This is a genomic window from Nitrosomonas sp. (assembly GCF_024282095.1).
Taxonomy (GTDB): domain Bacteria; phylum Pseudomonadota; class Gammaproteobacteria; order Burkholderiales; family Nitrosomonadaceae; genus Nitrosomonas.
Map to the genome: position 1 here is coordinate 72,277 of NZ_JAMWZS010000006.1, position 17,408 is coordinate 89,684.

Below are 17,408 nucleotides of genomic sequence, written 5' to 3' on the forward strand. Positions count from 1 at the left end.
TTTCTCAACGTCGCTGTTTGTGACTTTCAGCGTGCAGGCATAACAACTCAATAGCGATCTGCGCGGCCGCAAGTGCGGTAATTTCCGCATGATCATAAGCGGGAGCCACTTCGACAACATCCATGCCCACCAGATTGATGCCTTTGAGTTCACGAATAATGTTCAACGCCTGAAAGGTTGATAATCCACCCGGAACCGGCGTGCCGGTGCCCGGCGCAAAAGCCGGATCCAGACAATCAATGTCAAAGGTGATGTAAACCGGGGAATTGCCCACCCGCTCGCGTATCTGTCTGGCGATGTCGCGACCGGCTATCTGATGCGCATCTGCCGCAGAAACAATATGAAAGCCCAGCGTGTCGTCATTGGTGGTGCGAATGCCGATTTGGGTGGAGGTTGCAGGATTTACAGTCTTTTCCAGCGCCGCCTGGTAAAACATGGTGCCGTGATTGATGCCATTGCCGGAGGAAGGCCAGGTATCGGTATGGGCATCAAAATGAATCAAACTAAGTGGGCCGTACGCGGCAGCGTGTGCCCGCAGGCTGGGGTAAGCGATAAAATGATCTCCGCCGAGCACCAGAGCTGCTGCGCCAGCGTTGACAATACTGGCGATATGTTTCTCGATATGCGACACGCTCAACAAATCCCCGTCAGCAGGTTCGCAATCACCGCAATCGATCACGCGTAGCGCAGCCATCGGATCCGTATGCCAAGGCCATGGGCGTTCCCACGCCAGCGACAGCGACGCATTACGAATGGCGCGAGGCCCCAATCTTGCGCCGGGTCGGTTGGTGGTGGCGATATCCAACGGCACGCCGGTTACAGCCACATCAACCCCTGTCATATCTGTCTGGTAAGGCACGCGAAAAAAACTGGCCGCACCCCCGAAACTCAAGGTATGCGATATGCCTTGTCCCGGTTTGCCCCGAAACCCGTTATCCCAAGTGTTCATAAATACTCCTTGCCATCGCGTAAAAAAATAAACACTTTTTTGCTGAGTTCAATATACGTAAAGCCTCATGTAGAGTCAAACACGCTCAAGATGCTCATTGATTACGCGCCGTCTTGTTGGCAAGATGATATTTAGGCGCTTGACTGAGATAAGCCAATAAGTGACGCCATGATTTTGTAAATTCAGCTTCCTTGGACTGACAACCAAAGCCAGCGCATCAACAGAAAGCCCAGCATACCAATCAAGATCACTACGCCAAATGCTGAGAAACCTAAAATCCCAACAAAAAAACGACTATGCGTTACAGTTATTTCTGGCTGCTCGAGATAGTCATTTAGCAATTTGACATTGCGTTGATTGGCTTTCCAAACGAAATCGGAGACGTCTCCTAGAACGGGAAGTATGCCCAGGATTGCATCAAATCCAATATTAAAGGCCATTTTCAGAAGAATCGACTTTGGCGCTCCCATATGCGCTGCCTGTGTCAGAATATGGCTTGAGATTATTGCGCCTAAAGCATCGCCTATTCCCGGGATCAATCCGATCAGACCATCAAGGCCAAAACGTATTTGTGTGCCCGGAATACGAAAAGAGCTATCCATTAGCCAAGCAAGTCGGCTTAATTTATCTTTTGCTTCTTCGAATTGAACCCTGTTCATGTGAATTTCATCTTTTGATTTGCTATAAAACCATTAACCATAGCAGCGGTTTTCTGTCGCATGCTTAAATATAATTGATTGATATTACATTGTCTGATCGAACGAGAAACGAATCAATCCTTCATGATTTCCAGCTAGCGGCAACGCAGATAGTTTCTCAACGTTGTCAATGGCCTGCTGGCGGGGTTTATCAGGGACCTCTCAACTATTCCCTTTAGGCCCCAAAAAAAACCACAGAATCAAACCGACTAAAGGCAGAATCAAAATGAGTACTATCCACAATACCTTGTTTCCTGTGACTGCTGAACTTTGGGAAACCTTTATAATCGCCCATACATTCAGGACTAACAAAATAAGACCAGAAATACCACCAACTTCAATGCCCATAATTGTTTCTCCTTAGTCAATCCGAACCCAGAGTACATTCAATCGCAACGGTGATCAACGGCACGTATATAGGTAGCGCGCTGTTGATCACCGTTTTTCTCCAGACTAATTAGTTTGCTGATTTCTCAATTGCTTTGCCGCCCTTCTGAACATCCTTCCCCACGCCACTCAAAGTGTTACATGCAGACAATTGGATAATAGAAATTAAAGCGATCAGTAAGGTTAATGTTTTCATAGTAAGGCCTCGCATGGATCTAATAAAAATAAAATTTTTGTAAAGGTGCATGATTTCCACCATCAAGATGGCGGAGATCCCCTTCCCGTTAAAAAGAAATATATGGCCATAATGATACCGACCACAAACGCTATCCAGGCTATTTGGGTTGCCGTACCCGCAATACCTGAAAAACCCAGAACACCCGCAATAATAGCGATGATCAGAAATGTAACTGCCCAGCTAATCATGTGTTTTCTCCTCATTTTTTAAGAATCAATGACGACCGAACAAAAATATTCGGTTGTTTATTACAATGAAGCGGTCTCCAAAACCTATTCCGTTATTGGACGCTCCTGTAAACGCTAGTTAATAATTTTCTTTCTTGTCTGTTGCTGCCATTGAGGTTTTTTAACTTGAATCATGATAAAAATCCTTTCCATCCAATGGGATTCTAAGCTCCTAGGATTTCCTAGGACTAGACTTAGGGTTTTAATAATCCTCCTAATCCTCATGTCGATCTGTACGTAACCGCACATATAACTGTGTTCTGGAAAATATCAACAGTGCGTTGGGTTAGATCTCATCAAGGTACGTAATCGTCAATAGGGACATGGGCGTGTTGCGGCACCATGAAATTTCGTCATCCATGGTTTGAGGCGGCCGTAGTCGGCCGTTGAAGAACGTATTCGAGGCAGCTTGTTAGATGCTGATTATGGTTAATGGGCAGGTATCACATAATCGACTGTCAGTAACTCCAGTAAGTGTCCATTCGGGTCACGAAAATACACGCCACGTCCGCCATAGTTATGATTGATAGTCATATTATCAACTTCACTGGGGCCGTTGCCATATTTAATAGTCTCGGTTCGTAAGCGTTCGAATATTTCATCAAATTCCTGCTCGGAAACCTTGAACGCATAGTGATTTGATTCAAACTTATCTCTACTGTCAAAGTCCAGACACAACGTGTCATTGACACGTACTACGATAAAACGTGAAAACTCGCCGATATATTTAAATCCAAATAATCTGCAATAAAATTTTGCAGATTCAACATTATCAAAGCAAGGCACAATGGTGTGATTAAGTGTGATAGCCATAAATTTTTCCTTCTACAAATCATCTATTAAGAACTAATGAAGCTTCTTGGGCATCTAATGATGCGCTGAACAATTTATTTTCACTAAAACTTTGTGTCAATAAGGAATCCAGTGAAAAATTTTCAGTGCACAAATACTGTGTATAAATCAGTATGTCAGTAATAGCTTATAACAATCGAAACCGACAGCGTTAGCAGATAAGATAAAAACTTGCATACCAAATAGTTGCGCAGGCATCACACAACGACGCTATGCAAGTCATAGTTTGCAGCTTAATCTGTTGAGTTCCCTACTTGGTAGCAGTTCTAAGTAGTTACTTAATGTTATTTTGTAAGGTTATTATGAACTACTTTTCAGGCATTATTGATTTACCGTGGTGGGGATATGGGATAGTCGTTTTGATACTGACTCATATCAGTATTGCTTCCGTTACAATTTTTCTTCATCGCCATCAAGCGCATCGTGCACTTGATCTTTCACCCAGCATAAGCCATTTCTTTAGATTCTGGTTGTGGTTTGCAACGGGCATGGTTACCAAAGAATGGGTTGCCGTCCATCGTAAACATCATGCGAAGTGTGAAAAGGAAGGCGATCCTCATAGTCCGCATGTACATGGCCTCAGGAAAGTCTTCTGGGAAGGCGCTGAGCTTTATCGTCAGCAGTCCAAAGCTCCGCAAACGTTAGAGCGATATGGGCATCTTACACCGGATGACTGGATAGAAAAAAACATCTATTCCAAGCATAGCGCAAAAGGAGTGGCGCTCATGCTGATAATAAGCGTCATACTGTTTGGGCCCATTGGCCTAACGATGTGGGCAATACAGATGTTGTGGATTCCTGTCATGGCGGCAGGTGTTATCAATGGCGTGGGACACTATTGGGGATATCGCAATTTTGAGACCCCCGATGAATCTAAGAACATTTTGCCGTGGGGTATCATTATTGGGGGTGAGGAGCTTCACAATAATCATCATGCCTATCCTACTTCTGCCAAGCTTTCGAGTACCTGGTATGAATTTGATATCGGATGGATGTATATTCGTATATTGGAAATTCTCGGCTTGGCGAATGTTAAACATATTCCTTCCACGCTGATACTTGATGAGCAGAAAAAAACATGCGATGAAAAGACAGTTGTTGCGCTCATAGAACATCGTTATTACTTTATTCATGAACTCAGGCGCGCGATGGATTCCGATTCTCAAAATCTTTTTACGCAAGATTTACTGAAAGAGATTCAGTCGGTATGGGAGGATAAGAACGCAAAAATAGAAAACCTCGCAGAAAAACTGGAAAGTTGGTGTAAAAAAGTAAAATGCCTTCAAGTAGCTTCTCTGGATGTTTTTGCGCAAAAACTGCGCATGAGCGTTCTGAAATAGAAGTAGGCGCACTCCGCATCAGCCAAATTCGCGGCCTTCGATCATCTGAGAATCAATACAGTGGTCTTTTCATAGGATTGAGTTCTGTTAACGATGAGTGATGGGATAAAGTAATGGCAGCAGCTCCTGATAATCAAGCATGGTGGCTCAAACCTCTCGCAGAATGTCAAAGAGAATTGGGCGCTGATTCTAGCGGATTATCCCATACCGAAGCGCTTTCCCGGCTTGCCAAGTTTGGCCCTAATCTATTCCGTGATCACCAAGAACGGTCATTATTTTTACAATTTATCTTTCGCTTTAAAAATCCACTGATTATCCTGCTTCTTGTAGCCAGTGCGATCTCAGCATTTACCGGTGAAACGATTAATTTTGTCATTATCATGGTCATGGTGCTATTGAGCGTAACGCTAGATTTCGTTCAGGAACACCGCGCCGGGAAGGCGGCCGAAAGCTTGCGTCGCTCAGTATCGTTGCGGACCACAGCGATGCGTGACAGTAAGCCCTTGGAGGTGCTGGTGACAGATGTGGTACCAGGCGACATTGTCTTACTCTCTGCAGGAGATATGGTTCCAGCAGATGGTTTTGTGTTAGAAGCGCACGATCTTTTTGTCAAACAGGCACTGCTGACCGGTGAATCTTATCCTGTGGAAAAACGGCCAGGAACACCTCCTGGTGATGCAACTGATCTACAGGGCGCTGTTAACGCTGTGTTCATGGGCACTACCGTGGTTAGCGGTAGCGCCAGGATACTGATTGTCAAAACAGGCACCGACACTGCCATCGGCGCTATTGCCGCCAGCATTACTCACGAACCACCGCCAACTTCCTTTGAAATCGGAATACATCGCTTTGGTCTGCTCATCATGCGCTTGACCATCCTGCTGGTGTTGTTCGTTTTGCTAGTCAATGCACTCATGCATAAGCCCTTGTTAGAGTCATTTTTATTTGCAGTGGCGCTTGCAGTGGGTCTGACGCCGGAGTTATTGCCCATGGTAGTATCTGTCACCTTGGCGCGTGGCGCACTGCACATGGCAAAGAAAAGAGTAATCGTCAAACGCCTTGCCGCTATTCAGAATCTGGGATCAATGGATATCCTCTGCACGGACAAGACCGGCACGCTGACTGAAGCCAAAATCAAACTGCAACAGCATGTGGATCCACAAGGCAATTCCAGTGCGCGGGTGCTGAAACTAGCCTATCTCAACAGTTTCTTTGAGACAGGTTTGAAGAGTCCGCTCGATGAGGCGATTCTCAGTCACGAAAACATCGATGTGAGCACTTGGAAGAAGATCGATGAAGTTCCTTTTGATTTTGAAAGACGGCGTGTGTCGGTCTTGCTGGATGAAGGTAATCGCCGGATATTGGTTGTCAAAGGTGCGCCTGAGGAAATTATCAGTCTTTGCACTTGCTATGAAACACAAGATAGTAAAGTTCAGATGCCGCTCGACAAAGCTGCACGAGAACAGATACATGCAACTTATGCCGATCTCGAGAAAGAGGGTTTTCGTGTATTAGGCATTGCCTGGCGCGAAGTGCCGTTGAATCACCCCCATGCCGTTATCGGTGACGAAGAGGAGCTTATATTTGCAGGTTTTGCGGGCTTTCTTGATCCGCCCAAGGAAAGTGCCAGCGCCGCCCTTGCCGCACTCAAGGAGAGTGGCGTAACTGTCAAAATTGTCACTGGCGATAGTGAATTAGTGACACAGCATGTCTGCGCTCAGTTGAATATTCCGGTAACAGGCGTGCTGACTGGCAAGGAAATTGCACAGATGGATGATTCGGCCTTACGGGTCAGAGTAGAAAATGCAAACTTGTTTTGCCGAGTTAATCCCGCTCAGAAGAACCGAGTGATCCTAGCGCTCAAAGCTCGCGGTCATGTCGTCGGTTACCTGGGTGACGGCATCAACGATGCGCCATCACTACATTCTGCAGATGTGGGGCTATCGGTAGATTCCGCCGTCGATGTCGCAAAGGAAGCGGCTGATATGATTCTTCTGGATCAGGATTTAAATGTCTTGCATGATGGTGTGTTGGAAGGTCGACGCACCTTCGGAAATATCATGAAGTACATCATGATGGGCACCAGCTCCAATTTTGGCAACATGTTCAGCATGGCTGGTGCGGCATTATTCCTGCCTTTCCTACCCATGCTGCCAACCCAAATATTACTCAACAATATTTTGTACGACCTATCCGAAGTGCCGATCCCTTTAGATAAAGTGGATCCTGAGGAACTCCGGAAACCAAGGGAATTGGATATAAACTTTATCCGTAATTTCATGTTGGTGATCGGGTCTATCAGTTCAGTGTTTGATTTTCTGACCTTCTATGTTTTACTCGCGGTGCTGAAGGCCGACGAAATGTTGTTCCAAACCGGCTGGTTTATCGAATCACTCGCCACTCAAGTATTGGTGATCTTCATCATCCGTACACGCGGCAATCCATTCAAAAGCCACGCTCATCCTATCTTGATCGCGACTTCCTGCACCGTTGTGGCGATCGCCGCGCTCCTTCCATTCACTGCTTTAGGGACGTATTTCGGTTTCATTCCGCCGCCTGCCGAGTTCTATTTCATTCTAGCAGTGATGGTAGTGTTCTATCTGGTCATGGTCGAAGTGGTCAAGAGAAATTTTTACCGATGTTATACCGCATTCGACAAAAGTAGGTGATCTGGCAATCAATCAGGCTAAAGATAATTAATTAAAAAATAATGCCTTTAAAGTGCAGTTCACCTAGCAGGCCGCTGAAAAATGTTTTCGATGCCGATTGACATCGTTAAGCACTGCCATGAGCTACGGACGAAGTTTGGAAATTTTTTTGTAGTAATCCTATCTTTTAACAAAAATACAGTGCAGCCTATGAATTAATTTGGCAGAATTGGGATATTTGCGAATAACCTTTCATTAACCGGGGAAATTGAAAATGAAATATAAGAGTCTTCAGGAGTTCAGCGCGTATGTGACTGAGCGTAATCCTAATCAACCAGAATACATGCAAGCGGTTACTGAAGTCGTGGAGAGCCTGTGGCCTTTCATTACGGAGCATCCTCGTTATGCGGAGCATGGCCTGTTAGATCGATTGGTCGAACCGGAGCGGGTGATTATATTTCGCGTATCCTGGGTCGACGATCATGGTGAGGTCAAAGTCAATCGCGGTTACCGCATACAGCATAGCTCTTCCATCGGCCCTTATAAAGGCGGTATCCGCTTTCATCCTTCGGTGAACCTGTCTATTCTTAAATTCCTGGCATTCGAGCAGACTTTTAAGAATGCATTGACGACGCTACCGATGGGTGGCGGCAAGGGTGGTTCGGATTTCGATCCGAAAGGCAAAAGCCCGGGCGAAATCATGCGCTTTTGCCAAGCCTTTATCAGTGAATTATTCCGTCATATCGGCTCGGATACCGACGTGCCTGCCGGCGACATTGGTGTTGGCGGTCGTGAAGTCGGATTCATGGCGGGGATGATGAAAAAATTGTCCAATCGTGCTGATTGTGTGTTTACCGGTAAAGGATTGAGTTTTGGCGGATCACTGATACGTCCGGAAGCCACCGGGTACGGCACAGTCTATTTTGCTCAGGAAGTATTGCGGCATGCAGGACGTTATCTGGAAGGCATGCGCGTTTCTGTTTCCGGTTCGGGCAATGTGGCGCAATTTGCCGTAGAAAAAGCCATGGCGCAGGGTGCCAAAGTGATTACCGTATCCGATTCCAGCGGCACAATTGTGGATGAAAGCGGTTTCACTCCCGAGAAACTGGCGATATTGGCCGAAGTGAAAAATCACTTGTATGCGCGCCTGGATGAATATGCCAAACGCGTCAATGTCACTTTCCTGCCCGGCGAAAAACCTTGGCATATACCAGTACAAGTGGCATTGCCGTGTGCGACACAAAATGAAATTACCGGAGCCGATGCGCAAACCTTGGTTAAGAATGGCGTGATTTGTGTCGCCGAAGGTGCAAATATGCCATCGACGGCCGAAGCGGTCGAATGTTTTATCCATAACAAGGTACTGTATGCACCGGGTAAAGCCAGCAATGCCGGCGGTGTTGCCACGTCAGGCCTGGAAATGAGTCAGAATGCGATGCGTATGTCCTGGACGCGCGAAGAAGTTGATGCGCGCCTGCAGGAAATTATGCAAGCTATTCATAAGTCCTGTCTGAAATACGGTACCAATCCTGATGGCAGCGTAAACTATGTGAACGGCGCGAATATCGCCGGTTTTGTCAAAGTGGCCGATGCGATGCTGGGGCAGGGTGTTATTTGATTGTCATGGTCGGTTTGATTGGACGTTGAATTTTACCGGCATTTGAATTTGTAGTATGGCGCTGGGCTCTCGCAGTAATGCTGTGAGGGCCCAGATTGATTGTAAAATGCTCGTTTTGTTCCTTCTATTTACCCATTGAGTTTGCACTGTTGATAGCTATGAGAAATTACCTTTTGGGATTAATCCTTTTAGCTTACGTTGGAACGCTATCAGCAAGTCAGGATAGTGATTTTATTGCCGCCCGGGAAGCATTTCAGACTGGCAACGCCAAACGTTTGGATGAGTATGCTAAGCGACTGAACCGCCATGTGCTATGGCCGTATGTGGAATATTTTCAGTTGCGTATGGAGTTGCGAACGACTGACATAGCAACCATCAGAAGTTTTCTTGCACGTCATGAAGGCCGATTGGTTGCGGATCGATTGCGCGGCGATTGGCTCAAGATACTGGGTAAAAATCAGCAATGGCAACTGTTTGAAGCCGAATACCCATTACTGGTTAATAAGGATACGGAGCTGATGTGCTACCACTATCAGCGCCGTCTTGAGGCCGGCGAGAACACAGTGTGGGCGGATACGCGGTCATTATGGTTGACTCCCGGCAGCTTGCCGGATAGTTGCACGCCGGTTTTTCAAACGTTAATTTATAGCGGGCAAATTTCGCGAGAAGATATCTGGACGCGCATCCGGTTGGCACTGGAAGAAGGTCAAACTGGTGTGGCGATCCATGTTAATCGCTATATTTCCGGAAACGAAGCGCTGAACGCCGGCGATTTGAATAACGCCGCCAAGAATCCGCTGCGTTATCTGGATGCGCGGAAAAATACCCTCAAGACGCGCAGTGACCGCGAAATTGCATTGTTTGCACTGTTGCGCTTGTTGCGTAACGATACCGATCGAGCGTATTCACAGTGGCTCAAAATAAAAGGGCAGCTGACTGTACTGGATCGTTCGTATTTTCTAGCACGATTAGGGCACCGCGCAGCCATGCGGCATGATTCACGCGCATTGGACTGGTTCAGGGAAGCGCAAAATACCACGCAACCATACCCTCCCTCGGACACCATACTTGCTTGGCAGGTACGTGCGGCATTGCGCGTTGCAAATTGGGGCGAGGTACTGCAGACCATCGACCGGATGTCATTAACCGAGCAGCAAGTGGATACCTGGCGTTACTGGAAAGCGCGCGCATTAAAAGCAAACGGCTATGTACTCGATGCGAATAACATTTTCATTCCATTGAGCGGCGAGCACAGTTTTTATGGGCAATTAGCCAAAGAGGAACTCGGAACAATACTCAGTATCGCGGATAAGGCCTATCGCGCGAGCAATAACGAAGTGTCCGCGATGGAGAGAAACCTCGGGGTACAGCGCGCATTGGCTTTTTCTCGTATGAATTTGCGCACGGAAGCGTTGCGTGAATGGAGTTGGACAATCCGGAATTTTACCGATGCAGAATTGCTGGCCGCGGCAGAAGTCGCCCGCCGTCATGGATTGTATGACCGTGCGATCAACACGGCAAACAGAACGGTGTCGCAACATGATTTTAATCTGCGTTTTTTGTCGCCACACCGTGAAACCCTTAGAAAGGTATTGCAACAACATGAATTGGATGAAGCTTGGGTGTACGGTCTGATCCGACAAGAGAGCCGGTTCATTGCAGACATCAAATCACACGCCGGTGCGGCCGGTTTGATGCAGTTGATGCCGACGACGGCGGAATGGGTTGCCAAGCAACTTGGCATACAGAATTTCCGCCAGCATCTCGTGGTTGATGTGAATACCAATTTGCGCCTAGGCACTTATTATCTCAAGCATGTGCTCAGTACGCTGGATAACCAGCCATTGCTGGCTTCAGCTGCCTATAATGCTGGGCCGGGTCGGGCCAAACGCTGGCGTGACAACACGGTGCCATTGGAAGGGGCTATTTATGCTGAAACAATTCCGTTCAATGAAACCCGGGACTATGTCAAAAAGGTTTTAAAGAATTCCATGTACTATGCCAAGGTTCTGAATCACGGGCAGAATTCTCCAACACTCAAAGAACGGTTGGGTGTTGTGGCGGCCAAGTAGCCCCCGAATAGTCTTGTGGCGATTAGTTGATCTGACAGCTCAATAGAAACTGGTTATGATTCGTTTTGAAAGTACATTTAGCAGGCCGTTGAAAAATTATCGACATTGCTTACGGTGTTAGAGACAGGCTTAAAATGCTCATTGATTACGCATAAGCTGCGCTTTCTTGTCTGTTTTTGCCTGTATCGGCTGCCTCGAAAACGTTTTTCAACGGCCTGTTGGAATGTTGATGCATCGGTCTGAGAAATATCTCAGACATACATCGCCAACCTTCATTATTCTGAAAAGAAAGTATCACTATGGACAACCCGGTTCTCAATTTGAATCAACTGAATGCATTGCGCCAACTCAATCCCATAAATGGGGTTGGTGTTCTAAAAAAGCTTATCTTAATTTATCTGAAATCCGCTCCGGCATTTTTATCCCAAATTGAAGATGCCATACAGGATAAAGACAGTCTGATGCTGAGAAGAGCGGCGCACACGTTAAAATCCAGTACAGCTAACATCGGTGCAGAAACTCTTGCTGACATTTGCCAGAAATTGGAAGATTTTGGAGACAACAATCAAGTCGATGAAGCTGCAAAGCTATTGGCTAAATTCCAACATGAATTTCTGCAGGTGACTGTCGCGCTGGAAAAACTATTGGTGGAATATGATGCGCAGAAATAACTTATTCGTTTTGCATGGGGACACTCCATACCTATCAAGAAGGAAGCATGCATGAGGGATGTTGTCATTTTAAGTGGCGTACGCACAGCGATTGGTGATTACGGCGGCGCGCTTAAACAGTATGCGCCAGCGGATTTGGCGGCAAAAGTCATTCGTGAAGCGGTATTACGTGCCAACATTGACTCCCATGAAGTTGGGCACGTGGTTTTTGGCAATGTCATACATGGCGAAGCGCGCGATATGTATTTGGCACGTGTTGCCTGTATCAACGGCGGATTGCCGCAGCATGCTTCCGCACTGACCGTCAACCGTTTGTGTGGCAGCGGTTTGCAGGCCATCATTTCGGCTGGTCAGAATATCTTACTCAACGATACCGATGTGGCAGTAGCGGGCGGCGCGGAATCCATGAGTCGCGGCGGCTATTTGTTGCCGGCACTGCGCTGGGGGCAACGCATGAATGACGGTGGTGCCGTGGACATGATGGTCGGTGCATTGACCGACCCGTTTGATCATGTCCACATGGGAGTTACCGCTGAGAATATTGCCGCCAAATGGCAGATCAGTCGCGAAGAGCAGGACGGGTTTGCGGCAGAAAGTCACCGCCGTGCACTGCAGGCGATCAATAGTGGCTACTTTAAAGCGCAGATATTGCCCATTGAAATAACTTCCGGCAAGCAAACAATTATGTTTGATACGGATGAACATCCTCGTGCACATACCAGTGCGGAAAGTCTGGCCAAATTACGACCGGTTTTTCAGAAAGACGGGACTGTAACCGCAGGTAATGCCTCGGGCATCAATGACAGCGCCGCTGCATTGGTGCTGATGGAAAGTAGTGCGGCGGAGCGGCGCGGTTTGAAGCCGCTGGCGCGATTGGTTTCCTATGGCCATGCCGGTGTTGATCCAAAATTGATGGGTATCGGACCCATACCCGCTGTACACCATGCGTTACAACGCGCAAACCTTAAAGTGACGGATTTGGATGTCATCGAATCCAATGAAGCCTTTGCCGTGCAGGCCTGTGCGGTTGCTAAAGAATTACATTTTGATCCGCAGAAAACCAATCCTAACGGTGGTGCTGTTGCATTAGGCCATCCGATTGGTGCAACCGGCAGCATTCTGACGATCAAGGCCATTTATGAACTGCATCGCTGCGGCGGGCGTTATGCGTTGGTAACCATGTGTATCGGCGGCGGTCAGGGTATTGCAGCGATATTTGAGCGGCTTTAGCAGGCTGCTAATCCGACATAGCAAGTTGTGCTGCCTATGCACTTGACAAGCGTACACAGGTGCGTATGGTTACTATTTCTCAATGAACTCACCAACACCATGCGTTATTTAATTTTATTGCTACTATTCATTGTTTCCATGACTGTTTTGGCTGAGCCTTTATCGGAACCGGTTGCAACTAAAGATGCGGAAATCCGTCAATTGGAAAAAACCATGGCGCGTATTTCGCAAGAATCACAAGCCACGTACCAGCAATTTCTGATGACTCAGGAATTGCGCCGGAATGAAATGCTGGAATCACCCGACACGATACCGCTCAACCTGACAGGAAAAAGTATACCTATCCCAAGCTATGAAGACCTCATGCGGCGCAGGCAGGAGAAGAATGATCGAATGGAACGGTACAGTGCGGATCTGGATCGCCTTTATACGCGCTATAAGGAACTGGAAAGCGAAAGGGAGGCGATCTTTGAGAAAATCAAAAGCCTGGAACGAAAAACCACTGAGGAATAAATTGCAGTGCTGAAGCGAGATGTTTTTACAACTGATCAGCAGGCGATATCCAACCATTACCCTGTTTATTCCTTTTGGTCTGGGTCAGAGTCGGATTTTGATAATAGATGCGGCCATAAGCGCTGCATCGCCAAAAAGGAAAAAGACGCTGACCATGTAATCATCGCCAATCCCGCCAAGCCTTCAGCAGCAGTTAGCATGCGGATGGGGCCAACCGGCACCAGGTCACCAAATCCTACCGTGGTATAAACGACGGATGAATAGTAAATAAAATCGAGTAAATTATTGTCGTCTATGCCGGCTATGTGGCCTAATACGCCACTATGCTGCATTACCTTATAGCTCATCGCAAACACAAAAATTTCCAGTATGTGTGCCAGCAGTAATCCAAGCATTACAACCAGCACGCCGATGCGCTTATGGACATGTATTCCTACTGCGCGGCTTAAAAAGCGTAATGCTTCATAATGTAATACCACGCAAATGGTGACAGTAACGCCGGAGATAACCAGCACTGGCAAAAGAAGCGCATGTTCATTCATGGAAAATAGTCAGATAATCAATCACACAACGTATTGTAGCCACATATAATAGAAATTTATTTTTATTAGACAATATTTCATTATTCCATGCACTCCCTTGTTGTTTCTATATTTATGCAGACTTGTCCGGACATAAGGAAGAATAGATGGAGCCAATAACTGAGTTCGTAGGTCGCGGGCTGGCAAAGTTTCTCACCAAACCGGTGCGGCAAAGCACGCAGGTTGCAACGGTCAGCCAGGAACAACTCCTGGCAAATTTGCAGCCTGCAGATGTGCTCCTGGTTGAAGGAGATACACGTGTCAGTGTTGCTATCAAATACCTTACACAATCAACCTGGTCACATGCCGCGTTGTATGTTGGGAATGCGTTGCCTTCCAGCACGCCGTGGCAATTGCCCCAAGTGCTGGTTGAAGCAGATCTGAAGGAAGGCGTGCGTGCCGTGACATTGGCGCATTATGCGCAAATGCACACCCGCATTTGCCGTCCCGTGGGCTTGAGCGATGAAGATCGTAAGCGGGTGGTGGATTATGTCATTGCACGCATAGGTCAGCAGTATGATCTCAAGCACATTTTCGATCTGGTACGGTATCTCCTGCCCACTGCACCTATTCCAACGAGATTCCGCCGTCGTCTGCTGGCGCTTGGTAGCGGAGACCCGACCCGGGCAATCTGCTCTACGTTGATCGCACAAGCATTCCAATCGATACCCTATCCGATATTGCCGGAGATTCAGCGAACCTGGTCAGATAATCCGATGCAAGCGGATTGTTATGCAGAGCTCTACCATATCCGTAATGTTAGTTTGTATACGCCACGCGATTTCGATATATCGCCCTACTTCGATATCATCAAGCCAACCATCAAAAATGGCTTTGACTATCGCAAACTGACTTGGAGTCATGATTTGAAGGAGCACGCACAGATTCCATGCGAGCCGACAGAAACCAATACAGACTGATGGTATGACTAGTATGATGCGTTGGAGTCAATTCCGGCGGAGAAGGGCTGATTGAAAATCAGCAGATTGAGAAAACATGCGGCTGACTCCCCACAGCAAAGCTGCGGGGGGTATTCATCATCGATAAAACTGTCTGCCCAAGCAGGATGTGCCTCACAAAGTGAGGTATTGCACTCGAAGAGATTAAATTAAAATAATTTCTTGATCCTATCGAGGATGCTGGTGGTGTCCAAAGATTGCAAATTCAATAATTTTCCATCGCTGCTGAATTTGTCAACCAAGTTTGGAATGGCCTTGGCAAGCATTTCTTTTGCTTCAGCAAGCTCAATTTTCAGTGACGATGCAAAAGCTGCCAGTTTTTCGGTATCAAAAACCTGCTCAATTTGCTGCGAAGAAATGGGCTTGTTTTCTCCGTTACTCAACCATGATGCAACGGTGTCGGACAAATTTGCATTTTTAAATTTCTCAACCAGGCCATTGAAATCCAGTGCATCCGAGTTTTCTGAAACCAGATTCTTAAATGCAGCGGCAACGTCCTGTGCATCAACTTTTCCATCATTGTTCGTATCGGTAAGAAATTTCTTGGCAATATTATCTAAAAGATTTATAACGACTACTCCTTTTCATAATTAGATTTGCTCGTTGTCATAAGGCACTGATTGCCTTGAATAGATAATCACTCGGTAGACCGTGTAACGGTTCGAGCTTCATAAATTGACCGGAAGCGTAATAATATTACCACACGTAACGTAGGAATTGTCCTTCTTGCCAATAACTCAATACCTTCAACCCGGTTGAAAGTATTGCAGCGGCAATCAGGCTACCAGAATCCTGCTGAAATGATGCAATAGGAAGTCAAAAAAGTGTATTCGCTGGATAGGCAAGCCGGCATTTTAAAAACTATGGCTCACACCGCGCCTCCGCCAACGGATCAGTGACACGTGGCATACGTAAGCGGAATCACTACACAAACTCCACGCCACTCTCCTGAAGCCCCACGAGATTGATGCTCACTGCATTGACTTCAGTGTTGGCTGCGATTTCCAGCAACTGTGCCTGGGTATATGTTCCATTCTGCAACAATCCGACATAAAAATCATGATCGCTGGTTGAAGGAACTGTACCGACCACATTTTGGTACACCGTATCGACAAAAGCATCATTTAAAAGATTGCCCATCACGTCAACCGCAAGCTGCGACACTTCGATCATACTTTGGCCCGCATCAAACAAACTTAACCCGACACCGACATAGTCCGGATGCTCCTGGATAGTCAGCGCGCCGAACGCTGCGCCGATGATTCGAACGCTGTTGCCGGCCGCTTGCCCGGCATCAAGATCGATCGCGACATTTTTGTCTGTAAATTGAAGACGCTCAATGCCGGAAAGCGTATCGGTGCCATCCGGTCCGGAAATGATAAAATTGGAATCTGTTTTAAGCGGTGAGTAACTTGCATAATCGCTGTTGTAGATTGCGGTATCTACGCCCGCGCCACCATCCAATGTATCGTTGCCCGCTTCACCATTGACTGTATCCTTACCGCCAGCAGCTTGAATAACGTTATCATCGGGCGTGCCTATGAGATTATCCGGGCCATCTGTTCCAGAAATCAAATTGCTCGGTATCTGTACAGTTCCGGTGTTACCGGCGAAATCCGTGGGAGAGTTGGTTCCGGTTGAGCCATCACGGTTGAGCGATAGCGTTCCGTCAGTTGGCAATGCCGGATAACTGATTTGGCCTCCAATCATTCCGGGGAAAGTCACGGAGCCGTTGGTGGTAAACAAAAATCCATTGGGAATGATGTAATCGGGCGCGACAATTCCCAAGTCAGCGAATCCCTGCGTCGCGACCAGCACCGACTTGCCGCCAGTCGCCTGATTGGGAAGATCAGTCGTAATCGAATAGGTATTCGTATTAACGCCATTAGTAGAAATTATCGAGTGCCCGGCCCAAAAGCCTTCATGATCGCTGTCACCGACAAACTCGATGAACTGAACACTGCCATCAGCATTGGAATATACTTCATTGATATGAAAGATGTGGAATGACATTTTCTTTTCCTCCGTATTGTGAAAAGTACGCAAATCCGATTTTGATGAATTTACGCCGAGATCGACTTTCGCTTTGTTGTCAAATATTAAATTTACATGACATACTTAAAAAAGCTTAACGTATTCTTTCCGGCAATGAAAGCTTTTTGATTCAAGTGCCAAGATTATGTTTTATTGGGCGCTGCGCATGTTTTCCCTCAATATCGATAGGTTATGGAAATCAACTTGCAATAACCTCAATAGGAGAAGCATATGAATAATCTCGATCATTTAAATGCATGATGCCGGTTATGATAAAAATCATCCTTATTACCAGCGCGCTGTTCCTGACAGGTTGTATTGCGATAGAGGCAAGAATAGCAGCGTCGCCAGATATCACCTCGAAAACCTGCCGCGCCTTATACGAAGAAGT

Annotated in this window: 17 protein-coding genes; 8 read left to right on the top strand and 9 right to left on the bottom strand. The window is 46.8% G+C overall.

All coding sequences use genetic code 11. The features are described 5' to 3' along the window. Nucleotides 1-4 precede the first annotated feature (4 nt). From speB to Q0K92_RS03225, 6 genes are all read right to left on the bottom strand, one after another. Nucleotides 5-949, bottom strand: coding sequence for an agmatinase (gene speB / locus Q0K92_RS03200; RefSeq protein ID WP_297324361.1), 945 nt, complete (start codon nt 947-949; stop codon nt 5-7). A 182-nt stretch (nt 950-1,131) separates the two neighbouring features. Further along, nucleotides 1,132-1,608, bottom strand: coding sequence for a DUF4112 domain-containing protein (locus Q0K92_RS03205; RefSeq protein WP_297324362.1), 477 nt, complete (start codon nt 1,606-1,608; stop codon nt 1,132-1,134). A gap of 201 nt (nt 1,609-1,809) precedes the next feature. Beyond that, a complete protein-coding gene (locus Q0K92_RS03210) occupies nt 1,810-1,995 on the bottom strand; it encodes a PLD nuclease N-terminal domain-containing protein (protein ID WP_297324363.1) in 186 nt (61 codons plus the stop codon). 109 nt (nt 1,996-2,104) lie between these two features. Then, nucleotides 2,105-2,230, bottom strand: coding sequence for an entericidin A/B family lipoprotein (locus tag Q0K92_RS03215; protein WP_297324364.1), 126 nt, complete (start codon nt 2,228-2,230; stop codon nt 2,105-2,107). Nucleotides 2,231-2,292: 62 nt separating this feature from the next. Beyond that, nucleotides 2,293-2,460, bottom strand: coding sequence for a DUF1328 domain-containing protein (locus tag Q0K92_RS03220; protein ID WP_297324365.1), 168 nt, complete (start codon nt 2,458-2,460; stop codon nt 2,293-2,295). A 468-nt stretch (nt 2,461-2,928) separates the two neighbouring features. Next, nucleotides 2,929-3,312 (bottom strand): VOC family protein, encoded by a 384-nt coding sequence (locus Q0K92_RS03225; RefSeq protein WP_297324366.1) that lies wholly within the window; start codon nt 3,310-3,312, stop codon nt 2,929-2,931. Nucleotides 3,313-3,653: 341 nt separating this feature from the next. On the opposite strand from Q0K92_RS03225, the gene Q0K92_RS03230 reads away from it, so the two are divergent. The 7 genes from Q0K92_RS03230 (at nt 3,654) to Q0K92_RS03260 (ending at nt 13,443) form a co-directional block, all read left to right on the top strand. Then, entirely contained in the window at nt 3,654-4,691 is a 1,038-nt protein-coding gene (locus tag Q0K92_RS03230; protein ID WP_297324367.1) for a fatty acid desaturase, read from the top strand. 113 nt (nt 4,692-4,804) lie between these two features. Further along, complete coding sequence (mgtA, locus tag Q0K92_RS03235) at nt 4,805-7,360, top strand: magnesium-translocating P-type ATPase (protein ID WP_297324368.1); 2,556 nt, start codon at nt 4,805-4,807, stop codon at nt 7,358-7,360. Nucleotides 7,361-7,613: 253 nt separating this feature from the next. Next, complete coding sequence (gdhA, locus tag Q0K92_RS03240) at nt 7,614-8,957, top strand: NADP-specific glutamate dehydrogenase (protein WP_297324369.1); 1,344 nt, start codon at nt 7,614-7,616, stop codon at nt 8,955-8,957. 173 nt (nt 8,958-9,130) lie between these two features. After that, nucleotides 9,131-11,029, top strand: coding sequence for a transglycosylase SLT domain-containing protein (locus tag Q0K92_RS03245; RefSeq protein WP_366083984.1), 1,899 nt, complete (start codon nt 9,131-9,133; stop codon nt 11,027-11,029). 299 nt (nt 11,030-11,328) lie between these two features. Further along, nucleotides 11,329-11,700, top strand: coding sequence for an Hpt domain-containing protein (locus Q0K92_RS03250; RefSeq protein WP_297324371.1), 372 nt, complete (start codon nt 11,329-11,331; stop codon nt 11,698-11,700). Between the two features lie 51 nt (nt 11,701-11,751). Then, complete coding sequence (locus tag Q0K92_RS03255) at nt 11,752-12,930, top strand: acetyl-CoA C-acyltransferase family protein (RefSeq protein ID WP_297324372.1); 1,179 nt, start codon at nt 11,752-11,754, stop codon at nt 12,928-12,930. 99 nt (nt 12,931-13,029) lie between these two features. Beyond that, entirely contained in the window at nt 13,030-13,443 is a 414-nt protein-coding gene (locus Q0K92_RS03260; protein ID WP_297324373.1) for a hypothetical protein, read from the top strand. Nucleotides 13,444-13,508: 65 nt separating this feature from the next. Here Q0K92_RS03260 and Q0K92_RS03265 read toward each other — a convergent pair whose 3' ends face one another. Next, the gene (locus Q0K92_RS03265; RefSeq protein ID WP_297324374.1) at nt 13,509-13,985 is read right to left on the bottom strand and encodes a potassium channel family protein; all 477 of its coding nucleotides are present in this window, start codon (nt 13,983-13,985) and stop codon (nt 13,509-13,511) included. Nucleotides 13,986-14,131: 146 nt separating this feature from the next. Between Q0K92_RS03265 and Q0K92_RS03270 the strand changes: the two genes are divergently transcribed. After that, on the top strand, nt 14,132-14,944 hold the full coding sequence (locus Q0K92_RS03270; protein ID WP_297324375.1) for a YiiX/YebB-like N1pC/P60 family cysteine hydrolase: 813 nt from the start codon (nt 14,132-14,134) through the stop codon (nt 14,942-14,944). Nucleotides 14,945-15,132: 188 nt separating this feature from the next. Here Q0K92_RS03270 and Q0K92_RS03275 read toward each other — a convergent pair whose 3' ends face one another. Together Q0K92_RS03275 and Q0K92_RS03280 are read right to left on the bottom strand one after the other, a co-directional pair. Further along, the gene (locus Q0K92_RS03275; RefSeq protein ID WP_366083988.1) at nt 15,133-15,552 is read right to left on the bottom strand and encodes a YidB family protein; all 420 of its coding nucleotides are present in this window, start codon (nt 15,550-15,552) and stop codon (nt 15,133-15,135) included. A 355-nt stretch (nt 15,553-15,907) separates the two neighbouring features. Then, on the bottom strand, nt 15,908-16,996 hold the full coding sequence (locus Q0K92_RS03280; RefSeq protein WP_297324376.1) for a DUF4214 domain-containing protein: 1,089 nt from the start codon (nt 16,994-16,996) through the stop codon (nt 15,908-15,910). Nucleotides 16,997-17,408: the final 412 nt, after the last annotated feature.

Coding starts and splice junctions, on each gene's coding strand:
- gdhA (WP_297324369.1), top strand. CDS start 7,614: ATGAAATATAAGAGTCTTCAGGAGTTCAGCGCGTATGTGACTGAGCGT.
- Q0K92_RS03260 (WP_297324373.1), top strand. CDS start 13,030: ATGCGTTATTTAATTTTATTGCTACTATTCATTGTTTCCATGACTGTT.
- Q0K92_RS03250 (WP_297324371.1), top strand. CDS start 11,329: ATGGACAACCCGGTTCTCAATTTGAATCAACTGAATGCATTGCGCCAA.
- Q0K92_RS03210 (WP_297324363.1), bottom strand. CDS start 1,995: ATGGGCATTGAAGTTGGTGGTATTTCTGGTCTTATTTTGTTAGTCCTG.
- Q0K92_RS03225 (WP_297324366.1), bottom strand. CDS start 3,312: ATGGCTATCACACTTAATCACACCATTGTGCCTTGCTTTGATAATGTT.
- mgtA (WP_297324368.1), top strand. CDS start 4,805: ATGGCAGCAGCTCCTGATAATCAAGCATGGTGGCTCAAACCTCTCGCA.
- Q0K92_RS03215 (WP_297324364.1), bottom strand. CDS start 2,230: ATGAAAACATTAACCTTACTGATCGCTTTAATTTCTATTATCCAATTG.
- Q0K92_RS03280 (WP_297324376.1), bottom strand. CDS start 16,996: ATGTCATTCCACATCTTTCATATCAATGAAGTATATTCCAATGCTGAT.
- Q0K92_RS03265 (WP_297324374.1), bottom strand. CDS start 13,985: ATGAATGAACATGCGCTTCTTTTGCCAGTGCTGGTTATCTCCGGCGTT.
- speB (WP_297324361.1), bottom strand. CDS start 949: ATGAACACTTGGGATAACGGGTTTCGGGGCAAACCGGGACAAGGCATA.
- Q0K92_RS03230 (WP_297324367.1), top strand. CDS start 3,654: ATGAACTACTTTTCAGGCATTATTGATTTACCGTGGTGGGGATATGGG.
- Q0K92_RS03220 (WP_297324365.1), bottom strand. CDS start 2,460: ATGATTAGCTGGGCAGTTACATTTCTGATCATCGCTATTATTGCGGGT.
- Q0K92_RS03255 (WP_297324372.1), top strand. CDS start 11,752: ATGAGGGATGTTGTCATTTTAAGTGGCGTACGCACAGCGATTGGTGAT.
- Q0K92_RS03205 (WP_297324362.1), bottom strand. CDS start 1,608: ATGAACAGGGTTCAATTCGAAGAAGCAAAAGATAAATTAAGCCGACTT.
- Q0K92_RS03270 (WP_297324375.1), top strand. CDS start 14,132: ATGGAGCCAATAACTGAGTTCGTAGGTCGCGGGCTGGCAAAGTTTCTC.